This is a genomic window from Desulfoluna sp. CLI2B (genome assembly GCF_056847375.1).
Genome location: NZ_CP186557.1, coordinates 3,640,645 through 3,664,630 on the forward strand (window position 1 = coordinate 3,640,645; position 23,986 = coordinate 3,664,630).

Sequence of the window (23,986 nt, forward strand, 5' to 3'; positions counted from 1 at the left end):
CCATGCCCCAAAAAAAATTGATCTGGAAAGCCTTTGAGCGTGCTGGTATCCTGGATTCCAAAGACGAAAAGATCCTTAAATTTCTCGATTTTCTCAAGCACACCCCGGCGTCCTGCTGGATCGAGGTGATCCCCGAGTTCCGCAAAGACCACGAGGCGTGCTTTGACGCCATTGTGCCGGTGCTGGTGGAGATAGACGACCCCCTGATCCAGAGCGTCCTCGTCAAACACGCGGACATGTCCCAGCCCAGGGAGCGTGCCCTGGTCCGAAAAATGGCCGATGCCGTGGACCCGGAACGCCACCCGACCCTCATCAAACAGCTCGCCCGATTCAACGACCCGGAAACCAGCAGGCGCCTGCAACGCAAAAACCTGCCTGCACCCCTGGCCTCGTTGATTTCAAAATAGTCGGTCCCAAAAGCGTACCTCCGGCAGGGCCGTCGGAGGCCTTTTTTGAGCTGAATAGTTACCACAATCACGTTTATTCTCCATTGATCGCCCTTCGTTCGGGGCGCCGCCGTCGCGTGGCCGTTGGCTCGTGCCGCCGCGGGAAAAGGCGGGCTCCCGTACCCACCCGGAAGTACAGGGTTAGGAGGGGATGGGGAGTGCGGGGGGAAGGTCCCCGGCTCCCCGGATCCTCCGAAGGGACGATGCGCTGGCGCCCCGAACGAAAGGCGATCAATGGATCAGGAGCCTTGATGTCTTCTGTGTTTTCCATCCGCGGAACCTACCGGGACACGCTGGTTGACGCAGGGCGCCGGGTACTGCTTGACGGCGGCTGGCGGTCCAACCAGATCGTGTCCGGATGCTTCACCCTCCTTGCCGCCCTCATGAAGGGGCATCAACAGGCGCGGGGAATCCTCAGCCTTGCCGTGGGCACCGGGGACAAAGGCTGGGACGGGCAACAGCCTGTCCCGTCCCCACAGGACACGCGCCTTGCCCGTGAGTGCTGCCGAAAAACCCTCAGCCCGTCGGACCTCGCCTTCCTCGATCCGGACAACTGCCCGGTGTCCGAACCCACAAGCTGCCTTGAAATCAGCGTCCGTTTCACCGCAGGGGAGGTGGGAGGCAAAAACGGACTCCGCCTCAGGGAATTTGCCCTCTTCGGCGGAGACGCCACGGACGAAAAAGACAGCGGGGTGATGATCAACCGGGCGATCCACCCCCGCATCGACCTGGCCCCCGGCACCACCCTTGTCCGCACCCTCCGCCTCGATTTTTCCGGAGAATCGTTCCAGGAAAAGGCATTGGGGACCTTCGGGGCGTCTCTGCCCCTCCAGGGCATCGACGGCATCGGCAAGACCTATGAGGCGGCCCTCACGGCCAGGGGGATCCGCACCCTTTCCGACCTTGCCCGGGTGGTCCCCGGCGAGCATACCGATGCCGTCCCCTCGGGAAAGCTCCTGGAGTTCCGCACCAAGGCGCGCATGATCCTGAACTTTCCCCCGTCTCTGTCCGCTCTCTCCGGTACGGCCAGCCGCCCCCTGGGCGACCTCATAGCCGGGCCCCCCGAGGCCCTGGGCACCCTGTTGAAGACGTCCGAAAACACCCCGGGAAAGCCCCTGGAGCTGCATCAGGCCCTGATGTCCCTTCAGGTGGCCATGACCGACGATGCGTTGAGAGCCCTCACCATCAACGACCTGACACCCCCGTCAGGGGACTGATCCTGTCCATAGGGAGATCCTTTTGGCACCCAAAACACGCCGCCGTTCCAAGGGCACACGCTCCCCGAGCCATGCCAAAGACACGCAACCACTCGTTGCAGCTCACGGCCCCACCGATACCCGTGAACAGGTAAGACGATGCCTCGGAAACAGAACCATGGAGGCCATGGCCCACCACAGCCATCCCCTTGCCTCTGAGCTGGGGGACGGGGCTCCCCTGAGCGGAGAGGTCAGGGCCCGCATGGAGTCAGCCTTCAACGCCGATTTTTCCAACGTGCGCGTCCACACCAGCGCCCGGGCCGCAGGAGTGGCAAAAGCCCACAACGCCTTTGCCCTCACCGCAGGGCAGGACATTGTCTTCGACACCGGCACCTACCTCCCCGGACATCCGGCAGGAAAGGTGCTCCTGGCCCATGAGCTGGCCCACACCCTCCAGCGGGAGTCACAGCCGGAACCCAAGAGGCACCCACTCCCCACCAGGAATGAGGCAACCGTGGAGGCCGAGGCCAACCGCCATGCCTTCGGCGCCCTGAAAACCCTCTGGCACGGTGTCCGGGATATCTCGTCCCATGTGGCTCGCCACGCAGGGCCAACCGTTCGCTCCGGCATCCGGCTCCAGCGATGCACAAGAGCTCCACCCGCCCCTCCAAACCCGCCCGCCTTTGTTCGGGCCCCACTCACCGGGAGGCGCCCAAGCCGATCAAGGACATCATCGAGTCGGGGGATTGGTTGAACAAAGCCCTGGTGGCCGGGCCCCTGGTCACCCTGTTCACCAGCACGCCCCTTGAGGTGGCGGCCACCGGTGGGTACCCCCTGGACGTGCAGGCCGAAGCCGTTGCCGCGGTGCCCGTCATTGTCCGTGCACAGATCCAAAGGGAGATCGTCCGACTCCTGACCCGGCACGGAAATGACCTCACCCACGAGGAGCGCATATACTGGGAGCGCATCTACGACCAATGCATGTAATCATTGAACCCTCCGAGCCGTGCCTTGCCTCCTGGGACCGCCGCGTCTCGCCCACCCTCACCGTCCTCGGCAAACGCATCCCGGTTTTTCATGCCTTCGGGACCTTGGGGGCCGGTGCGGCCCTCCTCCTTGCCACGGGGCTGACCCATTGCCTCGGCCTCTCCCTGAACGCCATCCTCTTTCTCATGGGCCTTGCGGTTTTCTGCTTCTGGATCCACAGCCTCGCCGTAAAAATCCTGACCCTGAAAGAGACCTTCGTCTACCTGCGCCATGTGGTGACCCTGGTGCCCGTCCTTCTCCTCTCCGGCATGGCCCTGGGCCTCTCCTATTCCCTGGCACATGCCGAGGTGGTCATGCTGGCCGTGGGCCTGCTCCAGGCCACGGGGCGCTTCGGGTGCTTCATGGCAGGGTGCTGCCACGGCAGGCCCCATGGCTGGGGCATCTGTTACGGAGATGCCCATGTTGCCGCAGGATTTCCTGCATACTTAAGGGGTGTCCGACTCTTTCCGGTCCAGGCGGTGGAGGCCTTCTGGGGCTTTTTGTGCGTGGCCACAGGCTCCGGCCTGCTGCTGGCCGGTTTCCCCCCGGGCAGCGGCCTCTCCTCCTACCTCGTGCTCTACGGCCTGGGCCGGTTTTTCCTGGAATTCTACCGAGGGGATACGGCGCGGGCTTTTCTGGGCCCCTTCTCCGAAGCCCAGTGCCTCAGCATGCTGCTCATGCTCGGCGTCCTCTTTGCGGCAGCCACCCAGGCCATCCCGTTTTTTTCCTGGCACGCCCTGGCCTGTGCCGGGCCGGCTTCTGCAGGGTGCGTCCTGGCCGTAAGCCCTTCGCACCGCCAGACAGCCCGCCTGTTTCGCCCGGCCCACGTCAAGGAGCTGGCCGCACGTCTTTCATGGTTTGGCGAGGAGGCAAAGGCCCCCTCCCCGTCCGACGGGACGAGCCAGCCCGCCATCGTGCTGACAGCCACGGGCTCCGGTATCCGGATCTCCACCGAATCCCTTGCCCACGAAGGCAACCCCATCTCTTACATCGCCTTCTCCTCCCAAGACCACGTTCTCTCACATCATGACGCCCGCAGGCTCGCCCGCCTCTGCCTGAGGTTGGTCAAACAGCCCGCCGCCCTCCTGTTCGAGGGACGGCCGGGAATCTTTCACCTGCTGGCTGGAAATCTTGCCGTCATTTCAACCATGGCCGACACCAGCAGGATCCCCCTCACCGAACCGTCTCGCCAGAACACCCGGGCAAAACACCCGTAAAGGCTAAAGCGACCGGTTTTCGTCTCTTTTCCGGGCACCCCATGGGCACGACCGCCATCGGCACACCATGAGCCGATGGGGGAACGTGCCTTTTTTTTCGCGAAAAAGCGTGCCATAGTAGGTCATCGGCGCCTTCCAGTCTCTGCCGACGGCCATGGCCATCCTTAAGTTAGCGACCTCAAACACACCGGATAGCGATGAAACGATACCTGACATCCGCAGCCTCATGCATCCTGGCCCTTGGCCTGTTCCATCTGGGGGCGAGTGTCTTTGTCCGGAGGAGCAACCTCTTTCTCCTGGAAAAAACCAGGGCCATCGCAGAAGCAGGGCTCCTTGCCCTGCCCAACCCGGTCACCCAGCCGCCCCTTGCCAGCTGGGAGGCGGCCCTGTGCGGGGCGATATTTTTCACGGTCACCTCCGGTGCCTTTGTCCTTGCCAGTGCCCTGGTGGCCCCATTCCTTTACCGACAAGGGGTTCTCTCCCGAAAAACAGCCACAGGCCTCCACGGACTCTTTCTGGTGGGCTGCCTTCTCAGCCTGGGAATCCGCTCTGAAACCTCTCCCCTTCTCCTGGGCTCCGTCGGTGCTTACCTCGTGCTCCTGCCCGCAGGACAACAAGCCACCGGGCCCCGTTTTAAGCCCCTTCTCTTCCATGCCCTGATTCCCGTCATCCTTGCCCTCTGTATCGCAGGCACCCACCTGGTCCTTCCCAGGGGGTTGTTCAGCGGCTTCCGGGACGCCTTCCTCTTCGACAACCCGGCAGGGAACGCGGTGCGTCACTTTTACTACACCTACACCCTCTTTCCCGCAGAGGCCTTTAAAGGCATGTCCCAGAAGAGCCAGGTCACCGTGAACGTCGAAGGAGAGAGCCCAAAGGCCCATTCCGCCATCAGGCGCCTGGGGCACCTGTCCCTGCCCGGAGGGCCCACGGATTACACCCTGAAACGTGGCCGGGACACCGTAACCCTTGCAGCGCCCGGGGCGACCCGAACCGTTGCGGCCCGGGACTTTTTCCGCGAGCCCGCCAAGGCCTTCCGGGCGTTTTCGGCAACAGCCGATCCCTTTGGGCCGTTGCGCAGCTTCACCTGGTTTTCCCTGTTCACGGCCTTTCCCCTCTCTTCTGTCCTTCACACCTCGGCAACCCTGGCCCTGGGCCTCTTTTTGCCGTTGCCCACGGCAGCGCGCGCAGCCACCGTGACGGTGGCATCCTGCGCGCTTCTGTTCGTGGCCCTCCTTGCCGTGGGGCTCTCCCAGCCGGACAGTACCACCCGGGCCCTTGACGCCCTGGCCCGGACAAAAACGCACAAAGCCACCGCCGGAGAGGTGATCTTTCGGGCGGCCGCCCACCCCAGCGCCCTTGTAAGGTACCGGGCCGCCCTGGCAGCACCCCGCATCCGTGATCCCCGCCTCAGGCGACACATCCTCACCACACTCTCCCGGGACCCGGACACCAACGTGGTCTGCCAGGCCCTGGGAGCCATGGGGCAGACAAAGGACAAGGGGTACCTCATCCCCCTGGAAAAGGCCGTGGGCAGCCGCCCGCAATGGTACGTTCAATGGTATGGCTACCGAGCCATGGGGAGGCTGGGATGGCACCAGAGCCCCAAATGACCAGAAGCCTTGTTGCCGCCTCCCTTGTACTCCTGCTGGAGGCGGCCGGGCAAAGCCTTGCCCCCATGGCGTCTCCCCTTGCTCTCATCCTTGTTCTCCGAATCGTCCAGGGCACGATCATGGTTCTCCTGCTCAGGGACCGGTTTGTCCGGGGCGACTTAGGGCGCCTCTCTTTCGAGGGCCTCACCCAGGCCACAAAACGGGGCGCCGTATGGTGCCTGGGGTTCGGTGCCGTTGTGGGGGCAGTCGCCCTGGTTCTCGCTGTTGCAGGCATCAACCCCCTGCACCTGGTCAGGATGCACCTGCCCCGGAATCCGTCCACCCTGGCCCTCTTCTTTGTCACGGGCTGCCTGGTGGCCCCCCTGGCCGAGGAGTTGTTCTTCCGGGGCATCGTGTACCGCCTGCTTCGACCCATGGGGGTAATCCCGGCGGTCCTCATCAGCACCCTGGTTTTTGCTGCGGCCCACGCCATGCATGGGGTGGTTCCCGTCACACAACTGGCCGGGGGGATTCTCTTTGCCGTCGCCTTTGAAAAAGAGGGTCACCTGGCCGTGCCCGTCATCATCCATGGGGCGGGAAACACAGCGCTCTTTACTCTTTCTCTTATATAAGGCATCATGGACGAAATTTGTCGGGCCCTAAAAAAAGGGGCCTATACGCAGATTACGGTCAGTTCAAAGAGCGGGCCGGAGAACCACAATAATCAGGGTTCCGGGTTGCAGGAGACCACCTGTCAGACTAAAAAAACGCAACCCAAACCCACATACCGACACATATCACCGTTGAGACGACATGCAGCAATTCGCCGTTACCCGGCCCCCTTTCCCCCGTCACGGTGACACAACGGCCTTAACGTCGTGCAACCTCGCCTTTTAAAGGCGTCACAACGATCACAGGTGATCCAAGTACTGAGCCATGCCACTTTTTGAATACAGCGCCCTCACAGACAAGGGAAAAACAACAACGGGCATCATGGACTGCGACAAGCCAGGCTGCCACCAACTCCAGCCAGGCGTCTCTATCCGGTGAAGGTCACCGAAGTGTCCGACCGCAGCATCGCCTCGGGCCGGTTCAACCTGAACCGCATCGGCGCCCTCTTCAGCCGGGTGCGCCCCAGGGACCTCACCCTGGCCACGCGCCAGCTTGCCACCCTCATCAACGCCGGGTTTACCCTGGTCTCTGCCATCGACACCCTTATCCACCTGGTGGAAACACCCCGCCTCAAGCAGGTCTTCTCCCGCATCAAGGACAGCATCGAGGAAGGGAGCAGCTTTGCCGAGGCCCTCTCCTCCTATCCGGGCATTTTTCAGCCCCGTCTTTATCAACATGGTCATGGCCGGAGAGGCGTCGGGCACCCTGGACGTTGTCCTGGAACGCCTGGCCGAGATCGGCGAACGCCAGCTCTCCCTGACAAACCGCATCCGGGCCGCCCTCACCTACCCCTTTCTCATGACCTGTATCGGGGTGCTTATCCTCTATTTTCTCATGACGATTATCGTGCCCAGGATGGCGGGGATCTTCAACGACATGGGCCAGGCCCTGCCCCTGCCCACACGCATTCTCCTGCGCAGCGGGGAGATCCTCGGTACGTTCTGGTGGGTTTTTCCCCTGCTGTTGATCCTTACGGTCGCCGCCTTCAGACGATTCAAGCAAAAGGAAAAGGGAGCCATGCTCATCGACAGATGCCTGCTTCGCCTCCCCGTTGCCGGTGACCTTGTGCGAAAGGTGGCTGTCACCCGTTTCTCGCGCACCTTAGGCTCCCTGCTCACCAACGGTGTCTCCATGCTCACGGCCATGGACGTGGCACGGAACGTGGCGGGCAACCTGGTCCTTGCCGAAGCAGCGGCCGGTGCGGCCGGGGAAGTTGAAAAGGGAGGAGATCTGGGAGACGCCATGGGCCAGTCCGGGGTCTTTCCGCTGCTGGCCGTGCAGATGGTCAAGGTGGGGGAAAAAAGCGGCAAGCTGGAAGAGATGCTGGGGCGGGTAGCCGATGTCTACGAAGGAGAAGTGGAGTCGTCCCTGGAGAGCCTCACCTCCATGATCGAGCCGGTGATTATCCTGGTGATGGGTGCCACCGTAGGATTCATTGTCCTCTCCATCTGCCTGCCCATTTTTTCCATGAACCAGCTCATCGGATAGGGCGGACACAGCCAAACCAAGCCACAGACTCAAACGGTAAGACATTGAAACAATTGCGCCAGATCAAATCCACCGTCAAATCCCGGGGCGGCATCATCACATCCGTGTCGGCCCTTGTTATCCTTCTCTTCGTGTCCGCCGTGCCTTTTGCCATCAAGCATGGAGCGCTCTTCTGGCTCACGTCCAAAGGCATGGAGGCCCGCATCGATAATGTGGACGTAAACCTCTTTGCCGGCACCCTGGTGGTGGAAGGGGTGCACCTGCGCGCCCAAAGCGGCGAAGCATCTTCTCTGGATCGATTTGCCGTGAACCTTGCCATAACGAACCTGGTGCGTAAACGGCTGCGCATCCAATCCCTTCACATCGATGGGCTGGACCTTACGGTTCGACAGGACACGTCCCTTATGGCAGGCGGGTTCCCCATTTCCACCGGTGAACCCCATGCCGAGCCCCCGGCCAGTGACGACAAAGAAAGCAAAACACCCTGGCATGTGGGCGTGGATACCTTCACCGCACGAAACACCTCGGTGAACCTGTCCCTTCCCAAACTGGACCTGGCCATTGCCCTGGAGGACGCCTCCCTCACCGCCTTCGTGGAAGCCCGAGCAGGTATCACGCCTTGAGATCACCGGCACCCTCAACAAGAGCCCCCTGCTCGCCTCCCTGGATCTTGCCCCCTTTGGCCCTGAAACATCTGTGCAGGGCGGGGTCCAGCTCACCGACTTTGCCCTTTCACCGTTTTCCGGGCTGGCTGCACCCCGGGTCGCCGCCCTTGAAGGCGAACTGACCGTTGACACCCGCTTTACCATCACCCAAGCCCCTGAAGCCGGGACCACCCTCAGCCAGACCGGGACCCTTTCCCTCTCCCATGTCGGCGGCCACCTTACAGACCCGGCTGTCACCCTCCGGGATGCGGGGATCACCTGGCTTGGGGATGTCTGGGTCGCCCTGGACAAAGACGGCTCCCTCACCGACCTTCGCACCCTGGGTTCCCTGAGCAACGGCAAGCTTGATATCGCCTACCCCGAAGGGGGAATCCGCCTTCGCCATGAAGGCATTGTCTGGGACAGTGGTACAAGCTGACCCATCACGCAAGGACGGCCTTGCCGCCCGTGGCAACCTGAGCGTCAGGCAAGCCCTTGCCTCAGACAGTGAAACCGACGTGAAGATCGCCTCCCTGGCCCACTTTTTCGCCTACGATATCAAGGCAAAGGGCCTTGCCGACATCCGGGTCCCCCATATTTCCCTGAAAAAACTCGCGGCCCTGCCTCCCTTGTCCGAGATCGGCTCCGTGGACATCACCGGCATGGCCCTGGAAGAGCTCAGCCACCTGCGGGCCGAGACCTTTATCATCGACGATGTGGTCACCACCCTGGTAAGGGACCCGTCGGGACGGCTCACCTTCTTCAATACCCTCAACAGCCTGACGGCGTTCCACTGGGGCGACTCCGCCCCCGCTCCGTCCGAGGCCGAGGTCCCGGACACCCCACCCCCGGCCCCCAGGCCCATCGTGACCGCAAAAATCAACACCTTCCGCATCTCAGGCTCCCCTTTCCTGCACCTGACGGACCGCAGCGTCAGGCCCGTTTTTGAAAAGGGGGTCACCCTCAAGCGGCTGGAGATTCAGAACATTGACACGGCAGACCCGGACAAGGACCTCCCCTTGAGCCTCGTTGCCGAGCTTGACACCTACGAAACCCTCTCGGTCACCGGAACCGTGAGGCCCCTGGCACATGATGTCTCGGCGCACCTGGAAGCCCGGGTTGCCAACATCAACCTCTCCTCGCTGTCGCCTTACAGCTCCCAGACACTGGGCTACCTCATCAAACGGGGAAGCTTTACCGCGGACTCCACCCTGGATATCGACGCGGGCATCCTTGATGTCAGAAACCAGCTGACCCTGCGCAACCTCAAGCTGGTCCCGGACGACGAAGATACCGCCCACCAGACCATGAAAAATCTCTCCATGCCCCTGGACTACGCCCTCTCCATCCTGGAGGACGGCAACGGCACCATCAGCCTCTCCATCCCGGTCCACGGAGACATCCACAACCCGGATATCAGCCTGAACAGCATCATTCAGGTGGCCATGACCAAGGCCATCACCACGGCCTCGGTCTCCTACCTCTCCTTCCTGCTCCAGCCCTACGGGGCCTTGCTCATGGTGGCTGAAAAAGCAGGAGAGATGGTCACGGAAATCCACCTGGACTCCGTGGGCTATGCCCTGGGAGCAACGGAGCCCAACCCGGAGGGCCTCGAATACCTCAAGGTGGTGGCCGGGCTTATGAAGAAAAAAGAGTTCCTGAACCTCACCGTCTGCGCCAACGCCGTGGCAGACGACCTCGCCGCCCCCGAGGCACCCAACGGGGAAACACCGGAAAATGCCGACGCGTCTGAGGCCCCGGCGCCTCCGGCCCGGGAACGCTACATGGACCTGGCACAGCAGCGCGGCAGGGCCATCCGCCACATCCTGGCCAGAGAGGGCATCGCACCGGGGCGCATCCATGTGTGCCGCCCCGATTTCACCGTCTCCGCCCAGAAACAACCGGAAGCCGAGCTGACGCTCTAACCAAACTTTTCAGATGGGATTAATAGGGAATGGACAGGGTCAGGCCGAGGCAGGAATCGGCGCCTTTGCGTTCGAGTTCGCCACCCCAGTGGCGCATTTCGTTCCAGAGGCTTTCGCGGCTCTGGCGGTTCTCTTTCAAGGCCCCTGTGTATGAGCCGTGGATGCTTCCGGAGTAGAACCCGAAGCCCACAAAGGCGATGAGTGCCCCCAGGGCGTTGTTGCCGTCGTCAAAACTCTCGGCAGCGGCCAGCCCCAGGGTGACATTGAGAAGAAAGGCCACGGCAGCATCTTGATAGCGGCCGAGATAGAGGTAACCGCCCCCGGGGATCAGGGCGAGGCCCCCTGCCAGGACAGGTGATTTTTCGGGCAGGGCCTTGAACTGTTCCAGGCTGTTCAGGATGCCGTGGTACCCGCACTCCCCGTCCACATGGCCCGCGGTGGCTTTAAAGGCGGCTTCCGCCCGGGGCAGGTCCCCCATTTCCAGACGGGTCCAGGCCATGCGGGTAAGGATCAGGCGCTGGGCGTCTTCATCTCCCTGGGTTTCAATCCGAAGGTTGTTGAGGAGGATCACCCCGGCCGAAGGGTCCCCTGACCGTGTGTGGCACTGGGCTTCCATCACCCCTGCTGCCAGGGCCAGGGGAGAGGCGTCAAACCGGGTACGAAAATCGGCAAAGGCTTTTCGGGCCTGCGGGTACTGCCCGCCTTCGTAGAGGGAAAGAGCCCTGCCGTAATGGGCGGCGGCCTGGTGATCGGCCTTTGGGAAAAAATGGATGAACCGGGAGAATTCCGCAGCGGCCTGGGGGTAGTCCCCTTGCTCAAACAGGCTGCGGGCGTAAGAGAATTGGGCGTCTTCATCGATGGTGAGGGTGCCTGCCACCGAAGCGGCAGCGGTGAGGCAGACAAACAACAGGCCGAGGAGGCCTGCCCAAACAACAGGGTACTTCATGGGGTTACATGGCTCCTTTGTCCATGGGTTCGGTTCAAGAACGGGCAACGGCATGACGTCTATTGTTACAGCCGGGCTCAGAAAAAGACAAACACTGCATCCGGCGGCAAGGGGTACCACCTTTCCGTTTAATCCCACCCCTCAAAGTGCATGGGCAGCACAGGCTCTTTTTTCTCTTCTCCCCCGTCCTTCCACCAGAAATCATTGGCCGACACCGGGTCCCAGGCGTGTCGGTGTCCCCCCACCACCACCTGGGGCAGCCGCTTGGTATCGTTTCCCCCGCACCGTATCAACCGATCACAGCTGAGCATGGCGCCTTTGAGGGGACCGTGCTTTTCCACGGCCTCTCTGGCATAACGAGCGCAGGATGGCACGTGGCTGCACCGGTTGCCGTCCGCCGACGAAATCACCGACTTGAACAGCGAATAGATCAGGGGACTCTCCCCGCTGTCGGCAACGGCCACTCCCGGCACGAGCAGGCAGATTGCCGCCAGGGCTATCAGGTATCTCCCCCTAAGCATGGGTCACCCGCAGCACCTCTTCGAGGGTGGTCTCCCCCTTCAGGGCCCGGTCGATGCCGTCCCGCCTCAGGGTAACCATCCCCAGGTTCACGGCCTCGCCCTTGATGAGGTTGGCGTCGGAGGTCTTGACCATGATGCCCTTGAGGTGCTCGTCCACTTCAAGGATCTCAAAGATGGCCATACGGCCCTTGTACCCGGTCTGGAAGCACGCTTCGCACCCCACGGCACGGTAAAAATTGCCCGCTGCGGCGCTCTCCGCGTCGATCCCGGCCCGTTTCAACAGCTCAGGGGCGGGGTGAAAGGGCTCTTTGCACAAGGGGCAGAGCTTTCGCACCAGGCGCTGGGCGATGACGGCCTTGATGGCCGAGGACAGGAGAAAGGGTTCGATGCCGATGTCCACCAGGCGGGTAATGGCGCTGGCCGAGTCGTTGGTGTGGAGGGTGGAGAACACCAGGTGGCCGGTTAAGGCTGACTGTACGGCGATCTCGGCTGTCTCCCGGTCCCTGATCTCCCCCACCAGGATCACGTCCGGGTCCTGGCGGACAATGGACCGGAGGCCCCGGGCAAAGGTGAGGTCGATCTTCCGGTTCACCTGGATCCTCCCGATCCCTGGTACTCGATGGGATCTTCGATGGTGATGATGTTCTTGTCCGGCGAGTTGATGGCCGAGATGATGGCGTAAAGGCTCGTGGTCTTGCCGCTGCCCGTGGGCCCTGTGACCAGGATAATGCCGTTGGGGTTCTTGATCAGGCGCCCGATGGCCTCGTAGGTCTCCTCGCCCATGCCGAATTCGGAAAGGGTCAGAAGGGAACCCGACTTGTTCAACAGTCGCATGACCACGCGCTCACCGTAGGTGGTGGGCACGGTGGAGACACGGATATCAACGTCATGCTCGCCGATGCGCACGTCAATGCGCCCGTCCTGGGGAAGCCGTTTCTCCGCGATGTTCAGCTTGGCCATGACCTTGATACGGGAGACCAGGGCCGACTGGATCCAGCGCGGCGGCGTCAGCAGGTCGTAGAGGATGCCGTCCACACGGTACCTGATCTTGAAGCTGTCCTGGTAAGGCTCGATGTGGATATCGCTGGCCCGTGCCTTGATGGACTGGGAGATCACGTGGTTCACCAGCCGGATGATCTGAGACTCGCTGGTGTCGTCCAAGAGGTCGGCGGTCTCTTCCATGTCGGCCAGGATGTCGCTGCCGCTCTCCTCAATATCCTGGACCAGCTCTTCGGCCGAGCCCCGGCTCATGTCATAAAAAGTGTTGATGGCCGACAGGATCTGGCCGCGTGGGGCCATCACCTTTGTGACAGGCCCGCAGGCAAGGCGCTGCACCAGGTCATCGGCAGCCTGAAGCGCGCAGGGATCGTTCATCACCAGGCGGATATCGCCCTCCCCGCCCTCCGGCATCAGGGGAACCATGTAGTGCTTTTTTAAAAATTGAATGGGAACGGTCTCGGTGAACCCTGCGTCCATGCCTGCGGTATCCAGGGTTTCGAGCATCTCCATGGCGTACACCTCGGCAAGGACCGACAGGAACTTCGTCTCGCTCAGGACCTTTCGCTTCAGCAGCGCCTCTCCGTAATGGATGCCCTGGGTTTCGGCGTAGAGGAACACCTCATCAAGGAGGTCCTCCTCCACGTTGTACTTGGAATGGATAAGCTCGGCCACCACCTTGCGGAAGGGGCTCACAGGCACAATGGACACCATCACTCGCCCCCTTGGTCATCCGAAGGCGCGTCCACCTGGGGTGCCTCCTCGGGAGGCTTGACTCCGTTGCCCTCCGGCTGGTCAAAGGCTCCTTCATGGTCTGCACCCAGGGTAATCACCGCCTCGGTTCGGTCCATTTGAGCCGGCGATGTTTCCTTGGGAACCTCTGCCTCCTCGGCTTGGGCCTTCTCTTCGGCGGGCTCAGCCTCAGGCGGAATATCGGAGCGGCGGGACTTCTCCTCCAGGGCCCGTTCTTCCGCATCGTTGTAAAGCTTGATGTTGCCCTCGCGCAGGTCGTCGATACGCTCACGCTTGTCCACCATGATGCTCTCGGCATCATGACGGCTGCTCACCACCCGGGGGGTGAGAAAGACGTAGAGGTTGGTCCGGCTGTCCGTATCGGACATGGCCGAGAAGAGGTACCGGATCACCGGGATGTCTCCCAGGCACGGCACCCTGTATTCGGTGGAGTTCAGGCTCTTGTCGATGAGGCCGCCGATGACGATGGTGCTGCTGTCTTCCACCACCACGGTGGTGTCCACCTTCCGCTGCAGAGTGCTGGGCTGGGACGTCAAGTCGCCCAGGACCCGGCTGGTTTCCTGGTAAATCTTGAGCCTCACCCTTTTGTCCTCGCTCACCTGGGGGGTGATCTTCAGGGTGATGCCCACGTCCTTGTATTCAAACTGGTTGTACTCGCTGTCCCCGCTGCTGGACTGGGTAAGGTACGGAATCTTGGCCCCCACCACGATGCTGGCTTCTTCGTTGTCCAGGGTCAGGACCTGGGGGGTAGAGAGGATCTGGACGTTGGAGTCCTTTTTGTAGGCAGTGATCAGGGCACCGAGGGAGGGAAACTTCACCCCGCCCACCTCAATGGCTTCGCTGAAGACCCCCAGGGAAAACCCGTTGGGAAACTTGCTCACCCCATCGGTGGACGCCCCGGCAAGGTTCCCCAGGTTGGAGAAGCCGCTGCCCCCGTCAAATCCGCCGCCGTAAGCAGCATCCCGCCCGTTGATGGTGGTATCGTTGCCCACGGTCCACTCCACACCCAGGGCGCGGTCCGCGTCCACGTTCACCTCCATGATAAGGCACTCAATGTAGACCATCTTCCGTGGGATATCGAGTTTCTGGATGATCTCCTCCAGAATCACGAAGTCGCTCTTTTCCGCCATGATGATGAGGCTGTTGGTGGCCTTGTCCGCGATGATGTTCACCCGATCCGAGGCGATGGCCGCCTTTTTGCCCTTGTCTCCGTTGGTGGCCTTGCTGGAGAGGTTCTGGAGCACCTTGGCCATGTCCTCGGCCAGGGCATTTTCCAGATAGATCACGTGGATGCGCTCCTTGCCCCGGGGCACTTCGCGGTCCAGCATCTTCACGAGCTGGATGATCTTCTCCGTGGAGCCCTTGCCCGCCAGGATGATGATGGTGTTGGTACGCTCATCGGCCACAAAGGAGGCCTTGGACGAGGCCTTGTTCTTGGAATCCTGTTTGAAAACGTTGCCGAGAAGGGTGGTGAGCTGCCCGGCATCGGCGTACTCCAGAGGCAGGATGGAGATCTCCTGGCCCACCCCGGTGATGTCCACGCTGTTGACGATCTTCATGAGCCGGCTGATGTTGGAGGCAAGATCCGTAATGATCAACGTGTTTGTGGGCTTGTAGGCCATGATGGAGCTGTTGCGGGAGATCAGCGGGGCCAGGAGTTTTTTGAGCTCCGTAGGGTCCGCGTACTTCAGGGGCACCAGCTGGGTGACGATGTTGTCGGAGCGGTCCGTGGCTTCGGACTTCAGACGCGTTGCCACGCTCTTTTTCTGGGCGTCCCGGGCCGGGATGATCTTCACCAGGGTCCCGGAGGGCACCGCGGAGAACCCGTAAACATCCAGCACGGATTCAAACACGTGGTAGGCCTCGTCCACGGAGATCTGTCCCGGAGAGATCACCGTCACCTTGCCGGTGACCTTGCGGTCGATAATGAAGTTCTTCCCGGTCATCTCACTGACGTATTTAATGAAGACACGGATATCCACATCGTTGAAATCGATGGAGACGGTCTCTTCCGCAGGGGCCGGAGCCTCCTGGGCTTGAGCCGACGGACACCAGGCCAGAAGAATTCCTGCCAGTGCATATGCCGCAACACATCTCATTGCCCTTTTCATACTCATCCTTGTCCGGTCCTTTTGGCGCTTCTATTCAATGGTATATTCAATGGTCTGTATCTGACCCATCCGCTTGATCTCTATTTTGACTTCGCTGGCCGACTTGAGGTTCCCGTAAAGGGACATGGCGTCATCCACCGACTCGATCTTCTGTCCGTCCACCCCCATGATGACATCCCCGTTTCGAATGCCCATCTTACGAAAAATCGAATCGCTCTTGATGCCGCTGATGGCCATCCCTTCGGGCTGTCCGTTGCGAAAATGGGGTTTGATACGGACATCTTTCATGAGGCTGCTGATGTTCATCATGGCGTCGTCGATGGTGTCCCGTCTCAAGTTCACCTTCTTGGTGATGGATGCAGGGGGCAGGTTCCTGCCGTTGCGGCCGGAAGCCCCGTTCCGGGTAGATTGCCCCGCCCCCTTGGCCGTCTCCATCATCAGCACCTCGTCCCGCCCCTTGTAGCTCACCACCACGCGGTCCCGCAACACAAGCTTGATCACAGCCTCCTGCACCCGGTCTCCCACCTTGAACAGGTCCTGCTTTCGTGTGACCTCGTCCTCGATGATGGCCCGGGTCACGGCATCGCCGCCCCCGGAGATGGTCCCCCAGAGCTTCAGCCGCAGCCGCGTCTCGGAGAGGCTCTCCACATCAATGGCCGCGGGCCCTGGCTTGTCATCCTTGCCGGGCACCACCAGGTCGAAGAGGTTGCGGGTCAGGATATCCTCGTAAAACGACAGGGGCTTTCTCTGCTGCTGGACAGCGGGCCCCGTGGAGACGATGCCCCCGCCACGGCCCTGGGCCTCCGGCATGCCGACCCGCGCTGTGACGCCCTGGTAAAACAGGCTCACGCTTACGGCCGCGATGGCCGACAGGAGAAAAAGGTGCACGGCTGTAAATGCTCTGTCCGTCATAACACTACCTTATCTTAGGGAGACCCTGGGATTTGCAAGGGTCCCGCTGATTCGAAGGGGGATACGCCCCCGCTTCAACATGTTGGGGTCCACGAGCATGGACACGGGCAGGCGATCGGAGAGTTCCTTGACAAACCCGGGGTCGGGGTTCAGGGTGCCGCTGATATTGATGCGACTCGATGCCGGTCGGCTCGAAAGGCTCACGGTCCCTTTGAGTTCGGCGTCCACCTCAGTGCCATCCACGTGGATCCGGCTGAAGGTGACCTTGGGTCCGGCCACCTCCACATCCACCTCAACGGAGGCAAATTCCAATTTATCCAGGGGAATGAGGGGATCTTTCAATTCAACCGTCACATTGGACAGGGTCAGCTGACCCGTGCCCTTGGCCGCCTTGTCGCGGGAAAGATCCAGGGTACCGTCTCCCCGCCCTGTTACGGCAAACTCAATGGGAATCCGGTCTTTCAGCAGCGGCAGGACCGTTGAAAGGTCCATCCCCTCCAGGCGCCCCGCAACACGGGTCCATCTGCCGGTGCCCAGCTTGACGCGTCCATCGCCTGTAACCTTTCCACCGAAAACCGTCGCCTTCATCCCGGCCCCCGGCTGTGAGGTGACCAGGGTAAACAGCGAGGGGGTCACCCGGATATCCCGGACCGTCACCGGAGCTTTTCCCGGCAGGGTCAGGGCCGCGCCCTTGACCTTTAGCCCCAGGGGAAACGCCGGAGAGACGCCCTCCACGTTGACGGTGGCCGGGGCAAACCGTTGGCGGGCATGGGCCTCCATCAGGTTCTCGGCAAACTCGCCCGGAAACAGCACCCAGAGAAACACAAAGAGGGACGCCAGGGTCCAGAGGGCGTAGAGAAAAAAAGTCTTCATCAGGATTCCATTGTTATAAAATCACGGTTTCGATGGATATCACCGCCGTCAGCAGTTTGCTCTTTTCAATGCGGGTCAGGGAAATCGCCCGGACCCGGACCAGGTCCCCCGCGCCCTCGACCCGATGGAGAAAAGAGGTCAGCTCTGCGGCGGGCAGGTCCACCACCTTCATCTCCACCACGGAGAGACTCACCTTGCCGTCCCTGCTCTTGATGGATGAAGGTTTCATGTAGCTCACTTTGGAACGAATCCCCACACTTCCGGCCACTTCGTCGAGGAAGGCGTAGAGTGTTTCCCCGGGTTTCAAAGCCGAGGCCCCTGCGGTAGCCGCCCCTTTGGCGCTGCGGTACTCTTTGGCCAGGGCCTCCATCTTCGTGAGTTCGTCTCTTCTCAGCTCCAGAAGGCGACGCGCGCCTGAGGAGTCCCCGAACACCGCCCCCACCAGGGCCTTGCCCCCAAGGATCAGAACCAGGGCCAGGGCCAGGACAACGGCCCCTTTTTCCCGGGTGCTCAATCGTTCAAACCACGCCATCATAAGGCCTCCTCACCCGAAAGGGTAATCACCACCTTGAATTGGAACCGGTCGCCCCCGCTCTCCTTGCTGGACGAAGCGATGGTTACCCCGGAGATCAAGGCGTTCTTTTCCAGGGCGCCCTTCATGGTGTCGATGGCGCTGAAATCTTCGGCAAGCCCTGAAACCGTGAGATTGCCCTTCACCAGGGTCAAGCGGGTGACGGTCACCTTCAGGTCCTTGGGCAGGCTCACGGAGATGGCTTTGAGCATTTCAATGATCCGCACGCGGACGGCCCCCTGTCCGGCGTAGAGGGCTTCTTCCTTGGCCACCCGGACCTTGCCTTCCATGGACCTGAGGAGCACCGAGGCAGCAGGCGACCGTTTCTCCTCGGTGAAGGTCGGAGGCGGGACCGAGAAGCCATCTGCTGTTCCACGGCCGCCAGCTGGCGACGCGTGTCGTGGATGCCCATGACGGACCGGGTCACCAGAAGCAGGAGCAGCACCAGGGCAAGAACGCCCGATGAGATGACCTGCCCTTTGTGTTTGGCGATGAACTCGGCCGGTGCAAACCCCTGTCGCCAGAAGACAGGGTGCTTCCAGCCGGAGAGGGCCGAACAGGCCACGGCAAGGGCCCCGTTGTAAGGCCCCTCCTCCCATTGGGGCTTGACCCCTTCGTCCAGGACAGCACCCGTGGCGGCAAGGAGGCGGGCGTGTTCAACGGGCAGCTCCCCCAGGGGGGTGGACAGGGACTCGGGGATCTCGTCCCACCCCGCCACCAGGATCTTTTCAGGTGCCATCCACTGCGCCTCGCATTCGGCCAGGGCCACAAGGGTCTGCCACACCTCGCTGTTCAGGACATCGAGGCCGTCGCCCTCCTCGGGCAGGGCAAAGAATCGTAAAAACATCAGCTTGCGTTCAAAAACCACCGCAAGGGTGCAGATGGAATGAACCCGCCTCAGGGTAAAGAAAAAACCGTCTTCGTTACGGGCCAGGATCAGGGCCGATGACACGGCCGACGGTGCCAGGACCATAGGATCCATGCCAAGGGCCTTCAGCTGGGTCCGTCGGTTTTCGAGGATCTCCTCCTCTCCCACAAGGGCCAGGATGTCGGAGTCGCTTTCCCCGGCCACGCGACTCTCCCAGATGATGCGCAAGCCCTCCAGGGGCTCGATGAGGGTAGGCTCCAACTCAAAGGGCAGGGCCTTGTCGATGGTCTTGGGCTCCCGAAAGGGCAGGCGCACGCGACGAATCACCATCTCATGGGCCGGCAGCACAACGGCCACCTTCTCCCCGCAATCGGCCAGGGACCGGTTCAACGCGGCCAGGAGCTCGCCGTCGTCCACGGAAGCCGCCGCATCGGAGGAGGCGAGGTCCCTGCGGGCCATGCGGCTGCAGGCCGTCACCCGCATGGCGCCGGCCTGCCGGTCCACCGTCACGGCGGTGGCGCCCTCCTCGGTGATCTCTATTCCCGTTAATTTCACGTGTTGCCGATCCTTTTGTTATGCATGCCGGACCGCCCGTGGGGCGACCGGAGCCTGTTGATCTCTGCCATGTCCGTTGCGGGCAATGGAGAGCCCGCCCATCACGCGTCCGTCTCCTGCCAGGACAACACCACGAAGGTGGTGCCTTCGCGCCTCACCACGGCACGTATCCCCACCCGGGTGCCCTCGTTCACGGCCGTGGCCGTGATGGCAAACACATTGGAGTCGGTGCGGATCATCGCTTTTTTGATCCCGTTGTTCTCACACCCCGGGCAGGTGTTGTACCACTCCCCGTCCAGGGGGTGGGAAAACTCTTCCTCGCCTTTCTCCGACCGGTACTCCACCATGGAGGTGGCAATCATCTCCCGCTCCATGGGAGACAGGGTTTTGGGCATCAGGGCAAAGAGCACGGGAAACTCGGCGGTGTTGATGTTAACCCGCCCCGGAAAGCTGAACCGCCGCACCGTCTCTCCGTCGTCCTTGACGTTGGCAGGCTCTTCCCCGTGGACCGTCAAAAGGTCCTTCAACCGGTACCCCGCCTCTTCCCGGGTGAGCAACTCCTCGTCAATGCCCTTGATACGGGCCATCTCGTCCAGGTGCCGCAGGGGGCCGTTGCCGCAGGGGTAAGGCTCTTCGAGGTTGAGATAGTAGTCGTCTTCGGCGCCGGAGAACCCTGAGGTCGCATCCCCGTCCCCGTCATCAAGCCAATCTTTCATGGCGTCGATGATGGCCGTGTTCTCCCCCAGGCTATCCAGGGACTCGTCCTCTTTGTTGACCACCTCAAAGAACCGCTCCCAGAGTCTTTTCTGGTCTGTGTTGAAATTTTTGGCCTCGGGGTAGGTCACAAGAGCGTTGACCTGTACCTTGCCCAGCTCATCGGTGATGGTGAGGTCCAGCTGGCCCCGGTCAAAGGAGAGCCCGGAGATAAAGGCCTTAAGTTTCTCCTCATCGGCCCACTCCTCCTGTACAGTGTCGGTGCCCCCTTTTTTGCCGTCTGCCGAGAGAAAGGCCATGCCGATATGCACCCCGGACACGGCCGTTGCCCGTAGCTCCGAGGCAACGGAGGCATGGCCTGCGGCGGCCAGCTCCTGCCGTGCGAGCCTGGCGGCCTCGGACACCAGCACAAAAAGCGCCAGCATCATGGCGAGGGTGGCCAGGAGCACCACGCCCTTTTCATTGGTGATGGCCCTTTGCTTACCCATCCAGGGCCTCCTTTCGGCGGCTGCGCAAAGGTATAAGGACCTCTGCGGTGTGCCCCGCCCCCCCGGATGCCCCTTCCCGGGAGAGGGTGACCTTCACGGCCACGGGCGTGGCCCGTTCGAAAGCGTCGTTGTCGGAATCCCAGGTCTCCTGCTCCTGCCCCTCGGTGTCGATGCAGACCACGGTAAAGGCGGTAAGGCGGTTCATCATCACCGGGTGGCCCTCAGCCGGCTCAAAGGGGTCGTGAAAAAAGAGGCGGTCGGAACGCCGGAGCCGTGTCTCGCCCTTCTCTTCCGTGACAAAGTAGACCACCTCGGCAATTCCCCCCAGGGAGCTCCCCCCAAAGGGCAGATGGTTCAGGGTGGTAAACCGGAGGATGCTCATCTCTTCGCCCCCCACGGTCTCCCGGGACAGGGTAAACCGGTAGGGATCCGGATCATCGGTGGTCTCCCCGGGGGTAAACAGGGGGGCCTGATCCACGTAAAGCCCTTCCAGGTCCCGGCCGATCCAGCGAATCGCCTCCCCAAGGGCCAGGTTGTCGTCCCCGGTCTCCTCAAGGCGATGGGCGCCGTTGGAGAGCTGCCTGAAGGCCGTTCCGATGGTGGCCATCACAAGGCCCATGATGGCCACGGCCACCACGACCTCCATCAGGGTAAAGCCTTTATCGCCAGAAGGCCCGGTCACGACTCCTCCGTCACAAACAGGTAATGGGTGGTCCCGTAGACGCGGTCACTGCCCTCCCGGAACACTTCGAGCCGCACTTTCTTCAACAGCTTGGCCTCCTCCTCGAACTCCTTGTGCTCCACCTTGGAAGGTGTCAGGCGCCACCGCCAGCCGGGATAGTCCTCCCCGAAGTCCCCCTCGTCCGTGGAGATCTCGGAGACATCCCCCACCAGGGTGTTCTCTTTTAATGTGGCAAGGAACGCGGCCTGCTGCCTGAAGCGCGCCTCCCCGGAGGCGGCCACGGCCTGCATGAAGAGGCTGTAGATGGCAAAAAAACCGATGGCGAGGATGGACACGGAGACCATCACCTCCAGCAGGGTAAAGCCCCTGGGGTTCCGTGCCGCATGCAACCTGTCAAAAACCGTTCGCATGGTCCTCCACAATCTCCACCTTGGAGAGAAAGGGCTCGATGAACAGCCGCAGGGTGCGACCGTCGCGCATGAGGAGAATCTCCGCTCCGTCCGAGTACCCCTTGGGATAAAATCGCAGCATCGCCTCAGACGACCGCTTGCCGTCGTCCCCCACAAACCCGGGCAGGTCAACGCTCATGTCGTCGGGAAGGGTCAGCCCGCTTTTTCGTGCTTCGGCCGCAGCCTTTTTATCCATGGCGGCATCGGCCACCCAGATTTCTCCGGCATCCGTGGCGATATGGAGGCGATACTCTTTATGGTCTGCAAGGGCACGCTGCTTCAGATCCCGGACCGTCGAGGCGATGAGGCGTGCCACCTTCTTGGATGGGTCGGTAAAAATATAGGAGTCCAGGCTGGGAAGGGAAAAAAAGAAGAGAAGAGACAGGATGGTCATCACCACCACAAGCTCCAAAAACGTGAACCCGGCATCAGCCCGGCCCGGGAGCACCCCTGCCGAACCACCCTCCCACCTTTCGCACGGTTCGTTTCCGATGCGGACATTGCACATCGTTTTTCACCCCCGTCTGCGTATGGTGAAGCCGCGATCTGTTAGTCGATATCCCAGTTGTTGATGTCTTTGGCGGTTCCGTCACCGCCCGGGAGGCCGTCACCCCCGTTGGAGGAGATGTCCACATCCCCGTTGGATCCCGGGGAGACATAGATGTACTCGTTCCCCCAGGGGTCTTTGGAAATCTTTCGCTTGGTGAGGTAACCGCCTTCGCGCCACCTGGAGAGGTTGCCCGAGGCAGGTTTCTCGACCAGGGCCTGCAAGCCCTGATCGGTGGTGGGGTACGAGCCGTTGTCCAGCTTGTACATATCCAGGGCGGTTTCAAAGCTGCGGATATCGGCCTGGGCCTTGACGATTTTGGCGTCGTCGGACTTGCCGATCACCCTGGGAGCCACGTAAGTGGCAAGAAGTCCGAGAATAAAAATAACCACAATCATTTCAATCAGCGTAAACCCGTCTTCGGAAGAAGATCCGGAAATCTGTCGTCGCATACGTTCCTCTCATCCGTTCAGCGCCGAGGGGCGCATCGTATTTTCACTTGTTGTCCGTCTAAAAAAAACCATGATGAACCCGCAACACCCGGCATTGCGCCCGTTCGTTCCGTCCTCCGATGGGGGATATAGCTTCCTAAGTCAAGTCATATCGGGTGCGCCGCTTTATGCGACCGCAGGACCGGCTTTGCAGAGTCATCTCAAAAATAAACGCGACTTCCAACCTTTATGTATCCATACATATTCAAAGAAGTCTCCATCTAATTATAAGAATTCTGGTCAAAGTTCAAGGAGAATGGCACCATCGCGGGGATGTCGCAAAGCATGTTACCCGCCAGATGCATTACGACAACAGGGGCGCCCACCCTTTCACCCCGCCGGAGGGGAAATTTTTTCCGGCGGCACGTCCGGTGCCCATGCGCCCGTCACAAAGGCGTCACCGTCACGGTTTCCGGCGTCGGCATCCCGACGCACCCGGTATGAATTGCCGACACCAGCCCCCACAGCCACGTCACCTGAAAAAATTTTCACCCCACAGGCCGCCGTTATAAAAAGAAAATCCTCCAAAGCTTCCCGCCCCGCCCCAGACCACCTACCCACTGGCATTCATCTTGCTTATTCTTACCCACAGCAACCGACCAAGGAGAGACACATGCTGTTTGAGATGACACGATCCGCCCAGGCGGGCCTCAGAAAAGAGAGACAACACGAGCTGATTTCGAACCACCTGGCCAACGCCAACACCACGGGGTTCAAAAAAGACATCCTCTCGTTTGACAGGACCCTGAACCCCATCCTTACCACGGATTTCAGCCAGGGCAACCTCATGGAGACCGGCAACCCCCTGGACCTGGCCATCGAAGGGGAAGGGTTTTTCAAAATCAACACCCCGGCAGGCACCCGGTACACCCGGGACGGCAACTTCACCGTGGACCCCATCGGGCGCATGGTGACCCAGGACGGTCACCCCGTCATGGGAAAAAACGGCCCGATCACCCTCACCGGCGACGACATCGCCTTTGGGGAGAAAGGGGAAGTGATCCTGGACTCCATGGTCTTCGACAGCCTGGACCTGGTCACCGCAAACGATATGCGGGCCTTTATCAAGGAAGGGGGAAACCTCTTCACCCTGGACCCGCAAAAGGGAGCCGAGATCCCGGCCTACGAGGCCCGGCTCCACCAGGGCGCCCTGGAGGGCGCCAACATCTCCACCGTCACCGAGATGACCCACCTCATCGACGCCCAGCGCATGTTTGAGTCGTCGGGCAAGGTGATGCGAACCAGCGACGAAACCGACGCACGAGCCAACCAGATGGGCCGCCCGGCGTAAACGGGCTTAAGGGCA

At 61.4% G+C, this 23,986-nt stretch carries 26 protein-coding genes and 2 pseudogenes; 13 read left to right on the top strand and 15 right to left on the bottom strand.

Features of this window, described 5'->3' with window-relative positions; translation table 11 throughout:
• The first annotated feature begins 2 nt into the window (after positions 1-2).
• From ACOYW2_RS17070 to ACOYW2_RS17100, 7 genes are all read left to right on the top strand, one after another.
• On the top strand, positions 3-407 hold the full coding sequence (locus ACOYW2_RS17070) for a hypothetical protein (RefSeq protein WP_482767313.1): 405 nt from the start codon (positions 3-5) through the stop codon (positions 405-407).
• 290 nt (positions 408-697) lie between these two features.
• Positions 698-1,663: a hypothetical protein gene (locus ACOYW2_RS17075; protein ID WP_482767314.1), complete on the top strand. Its 966-nt coding sequence runs from the start codon at positions 698-700 to the stop codon at positions 1,661-1,663.
• A 166-nt stretch (positions 1,664-1,829) separates the two neighbouring features.
• Complete coding sequence (locus ACOYW2_RS17080) at positions 1,830-2,396, top strand: eCIS core domain-containing protein (protein ID WP_482767315.1); 567 nt, start codon at positions 1,830-1,832, stop codon at positions 2,394-2,396.
• Positions 2,393-2,629, top strand: a complete 237-nt coding sequence (locus ACOYW2_RS17085; RefSeq protein WP_482767316.1) for a hypothetical protein — start codon at positions 2,393-2,395, stop codon at positions 2,627-2,629. Before ACOYW2_RS17080 ends, ACOYW2_RS17085 begins: the two co-directional genes overlap by 4 nt.
• Complete coding sequence (locus ACOYW2_RS17090) at positions 2,620-3,885, top strand: prolipoprotein diacylglyceryl transferase family protein (RefSeq protein WP_482767317.1); 1,266 nt, start codon at positions 2,620-2,622, stop codon at positions 3,883-3,885. The genes ACOYW2_RS17085 and ACOYW2_RS17090 overlap by 10 nt, the downstream gene beginning before the upstream one ends.
• Before the next feature lie 197 nt (positions 3,886-4,082).
• A complete protein-coding gene (locus ACOYW2_RS17095) occupies positions 4,083-5,495 on the top strand; it encodes a HEAT repeat domain-containing protein (protein ID WP_482767318.1) in 1,413 nt (470 codons plus the stop codon).
• The gene (locus ACOYW2_RS17100) at positions 5,492-6,106 is read left to right on the top strand and encodes a CPBP family intramembrane glutamic endopeptidase (RefSeq protein WP_482767319.1); all 615 of its coding nucleotides are present in this window, start codon (positions 5,492-5,494) and stop codon (positions 6,104-6,106) included. Before ACOYW2_RS17095 ends, ACOYW2_RS17100 begins: the two co-directional genes overlap by 4 nt.
• Before the next feature lie 407 nt (positions 6,107-6,513).
• On the opposite strand, the gene ACOYW2_RS17105 is transcribed toward ACOYW2_RS17100, so the two are convergent.
• Entirely contained in the window at positions 6,514-6,681 is a 168-nt protein-coding gene (locus ACOYW2_RS17105; RefSeq protein ID WP_482771109.1) for a hypothetical protein, read from the bottom strand.
• Between ACOYW2_RS17105 and ACOYW2_RS17110 the strand changes: the two are divergent.
• The 5 genes and pseudogenes from ACOYW2_RS17110 to ACOYW2_RS17130 form a co-directional block, all read left to right on the top strand.
• Positions 6,602-6,938 (top strand): annotated as a pseudogene (locus tag ACOYW2_RS17110) (type II secretion system F family protein); the annotation flags it as partial. The gene ACOYW2_RS17105 and the pseudogene ACOYW2_RS17110 sit on opposite strands and share 80 nt — an antisense overlap.
• Positions 6,939-7,163: 225 nt before the next feature.
• Positions 7,164-7,634: a type II secretion system F family protein gene (locus ACOYW2_RS17115; RefSeq protein WP_482771047.1), complete on the top strand. Its 471-nt coding sequence runs from the start codon at positions 7,164-7,166 to the stop codon at positions 7,632-7,634.
• A gap of 44 nt (positions 7,635-7,678) precedes the next feature.
• On the top strand, positions 7,679-8,257 hold the full coding sequence (locus tag ACOYW2_RS17120; RefSeq protein WP_482767320.1) for a hypothetical protein: 579 nt from the start codon (positions 7,679-7,681) through the stop codon (positions 8,255-8,257).
• Positions 8,196-8,717 (top strand): hypothetical protein, encoded by a 522-nt coding sequence (locus tag ACOYW2_RS17125; RefSeq protein WP_482767321.1) that lies wholly within the window; start codon positions 8,196-8,198, stop codon positions 8,715-8,717. The genes ACOYW2_RS17120 and ACOYW2_RS17125 overlap by 62 nt, the downstream gene beginning before the upstream one ends.
• On the top strand, positions 8,683-10,203 hold the full coding sequence (locus tag ACOYW2_RS17130; protein ID WP_482767322.1) for a DUF748 domain-containing protein: 1,521 nt from the start codon (positions 8,683-8,685) through the stop codon (positions 10,201-10,203). The genes ACOYW2_RS17125 and ACOYW2_RS17130 overlap by 35 nt, the downstream gene beginning before the upstream one ends.
• A 19-nt stretch (positions 10,204-10,222) precedes the next feature.
• Here ACOYW2_RS17130 and ACOYW2_RS17135 read toward each other — a convergent pair whose 3' ends face one another.
• The 14 genes and pseudogenes from ACOYW2_RS17135 to gspG form a co-directional block, all read right to left on the bottom strand.
• Positions 10,223-11,149 carry a tetratricopeptide repeat protein gene (locus ACOYW2_RS17135; RefSeq protein WP_482767323.1) on the bottom strand — a complete coding sequence of 309 codons (927 nt, stop codon included), beginning with the start codon at positions 11,147-11,149 and terminating at the stop codon, positions 10,223-10,225.
• Positions 11,150-11,277: 128 nt separating this feature from the next.
• Positions 11,278-11,670, bottom strand: coding sequence for a membrane protein insertion efficiency factor YidD (yidD, locus tag ACOYW2_RS17140; RefSeq protein ID WP_482767324.1), 393 nt, complete (start codon positions 11,668-11,670; stop codon positions 11,278-11,280).
• Positions 11,663-13,380 (bottom strand): annotated as a pseudogene (gene gspE / locus ACOYW2_RS17145) (type II secretion system ATPase GspE). Before gspE ends, yidD begins: the two are co-directional and overlap by 8 nt.
• Positions 13,380-15,530 carry a type II secretion system secretin GspD gene (gspD, locus tag ACOYW2_RS17150; RefSeq protein ID WP_482767326.1) on the bottom strand — a complete coding sequence of 717 codons (2,151 nt, stop codon included), beginning with the start codon at positions 15,528-15,530 and terminating at the stop codon, positions 13,380-13,382. The pseudogene gspE and the gene gspD overlap by 1 nt, the downstream one beginning before the upstream one ends.
• A gap of 30 nt (positions 15,531-15,560) precedes the next feature.
• Positions 15,561-16,442, bottom strand: coding sequence for a type II secretion system protein GspC (gspC, locus tag ACOYW2_RS17155; protein ID WP_482767327.1), 882 nt, complete (start codon positions 16,440-16,442; stop codon positions 15,561-15,563).
• A 9-nt stretch (positions 16,443-16,451) separates the two neighbouring features.
• On the bottom strand, positions 16,452-17,315 hold the full coding sequence (gene gspN / locus ACOYW2_RS17160) for a type II secretion system protein GspN (protein WP_482767328.1): 864 nt from the start codon (positions 17,313-17,315) through the stop codon (positions 16,452-16,454).
• A 13-nt stretch (positions 17,316-17,328) separates the two neighbouring features.
• A complete protein-coding gene (locus ACOYW2_RS17165; RefSeq protein WP_482767329.1) occupies positions 17,329-17,850 on the bottom strand; it encodes a hypothetical protein in 522 nt (173 codons plus the stop codon).
• Positions 17,847-18,113 (bottom strand): PilN domain-containing protein, encoded by a 267-nt coding sequence (locus ACOYW2_RS17170; RefSeq protein WP_482419248.1) that lies wholly within the window; start codon positions 18,111-18,113, stop codon positions 17,847-17,849. The genes ACOYW2_RS17165 and ACOYW2_RS17170 overlap by 4 nt, the downstream gene beginning before the upstream one ends.
• Positions 18,077-19,309: a hypothetical protein gene (locus ACOYW2_RS17175; RefSeq protein WP_482767330.1), complete on the bottom strand. Its 1,233-nt coding sequence runs from the start codon at positions 19,307-19,309 to the stop codon at positions 18,077-18,079. The genes ACOYW2_RS17170 and ACOYW2_RS17175 overlap by 37 nt, the downstream gene beginning before the upstream one ends.
• 101 nt (positions 19,310-19,410) lie before the next feature.
• Positions 19,411-20,511 carry a type II secretion system minor pseudopilin gene (locus tag ACOYW2_RS17180; protein ID WP_482767331.1) on the bottom strand — a complete coding sequence of 367 codons (1,101 nt, stop codon included), beginning with the start codon at positions 20,509-20,511 and terminating at the stop codon, positions 19,411-19,413.
• A complete protein-coding gene (locus ACOYW2_RS17185; RefSeq protein WP_482767332.1) occupies positions 20,504-21,193 on the bottom strand; it encodes a type II secretion system protein GspJ in 690 nt (229 codons plus the stop codon). Before ACOYW2_RS17185 ends, ACOYW2_RS17180 begins: the two co-directional genes overlap by 8 nt.
• Positions 21,190-21,603: a type IV pilus modification PilV family protein gene (locus tag ACOYW2_RS17190; protein ID WP_482415361.1), complete on the bottom strand. Its 414-nt coding sequence runs from the start codon at positions 21,601-21,603 to the stop codon at positions 21,190-21,192. Before ACOYW2_RS17190 ends, ACOYW2_RS17185 begins: the two co-directional genes overlap by 4 nt.
• Positions 21,587-22,150, bottom strand: a complete 564-nt coding sequence (locus tag ACOYW2_RS17195) for a pilus assembly FimT family protein (RefSeq protein ID WP_482415360.1) — start codon at positions 22,148-22,150, stop codon at positions 21,587-21,589. Before ACOYW2_RS17195 ends, ACOYW2_RS17190 begins: the two co-directional genes overlap by 17 nt.
• A gap of 41 nt (positions 22,151-22,191) precedes the next feature.
• Positions 22,192-22,641 carry a type II secretion system major pseudopilin GspG gene (gene gspG, locus ACOYW2_RS17200; RefSeq protein ID WP_482415359.1) on the bottom strand — a complete coding sequence of 150 codons (450 nt, stop codon included), beginning with the start codon at positions 22,639-22,641 and terminating at the stop codon, positions 22,192-22,194.
• Between the two features lie 652 nt (positions 22,642-23,293).
• Here gspG and ACOYW2_RS17205 point away from each other — a divergent pair.
• The gene (locus tag ACOYW2_RS17205; protein WP_482415358.1) at positions 23,294-23,971 is read left to right on the top strand and encodes a flagellar hook-basal body protein; all 678 of its coding nucleotides are present in this window, start codon (positions 23,294-23,296) and stop codon (positions 23,969-23,971) included.
• Positions 23,972-23,986 lie beyond the last annotated feature (15 nt).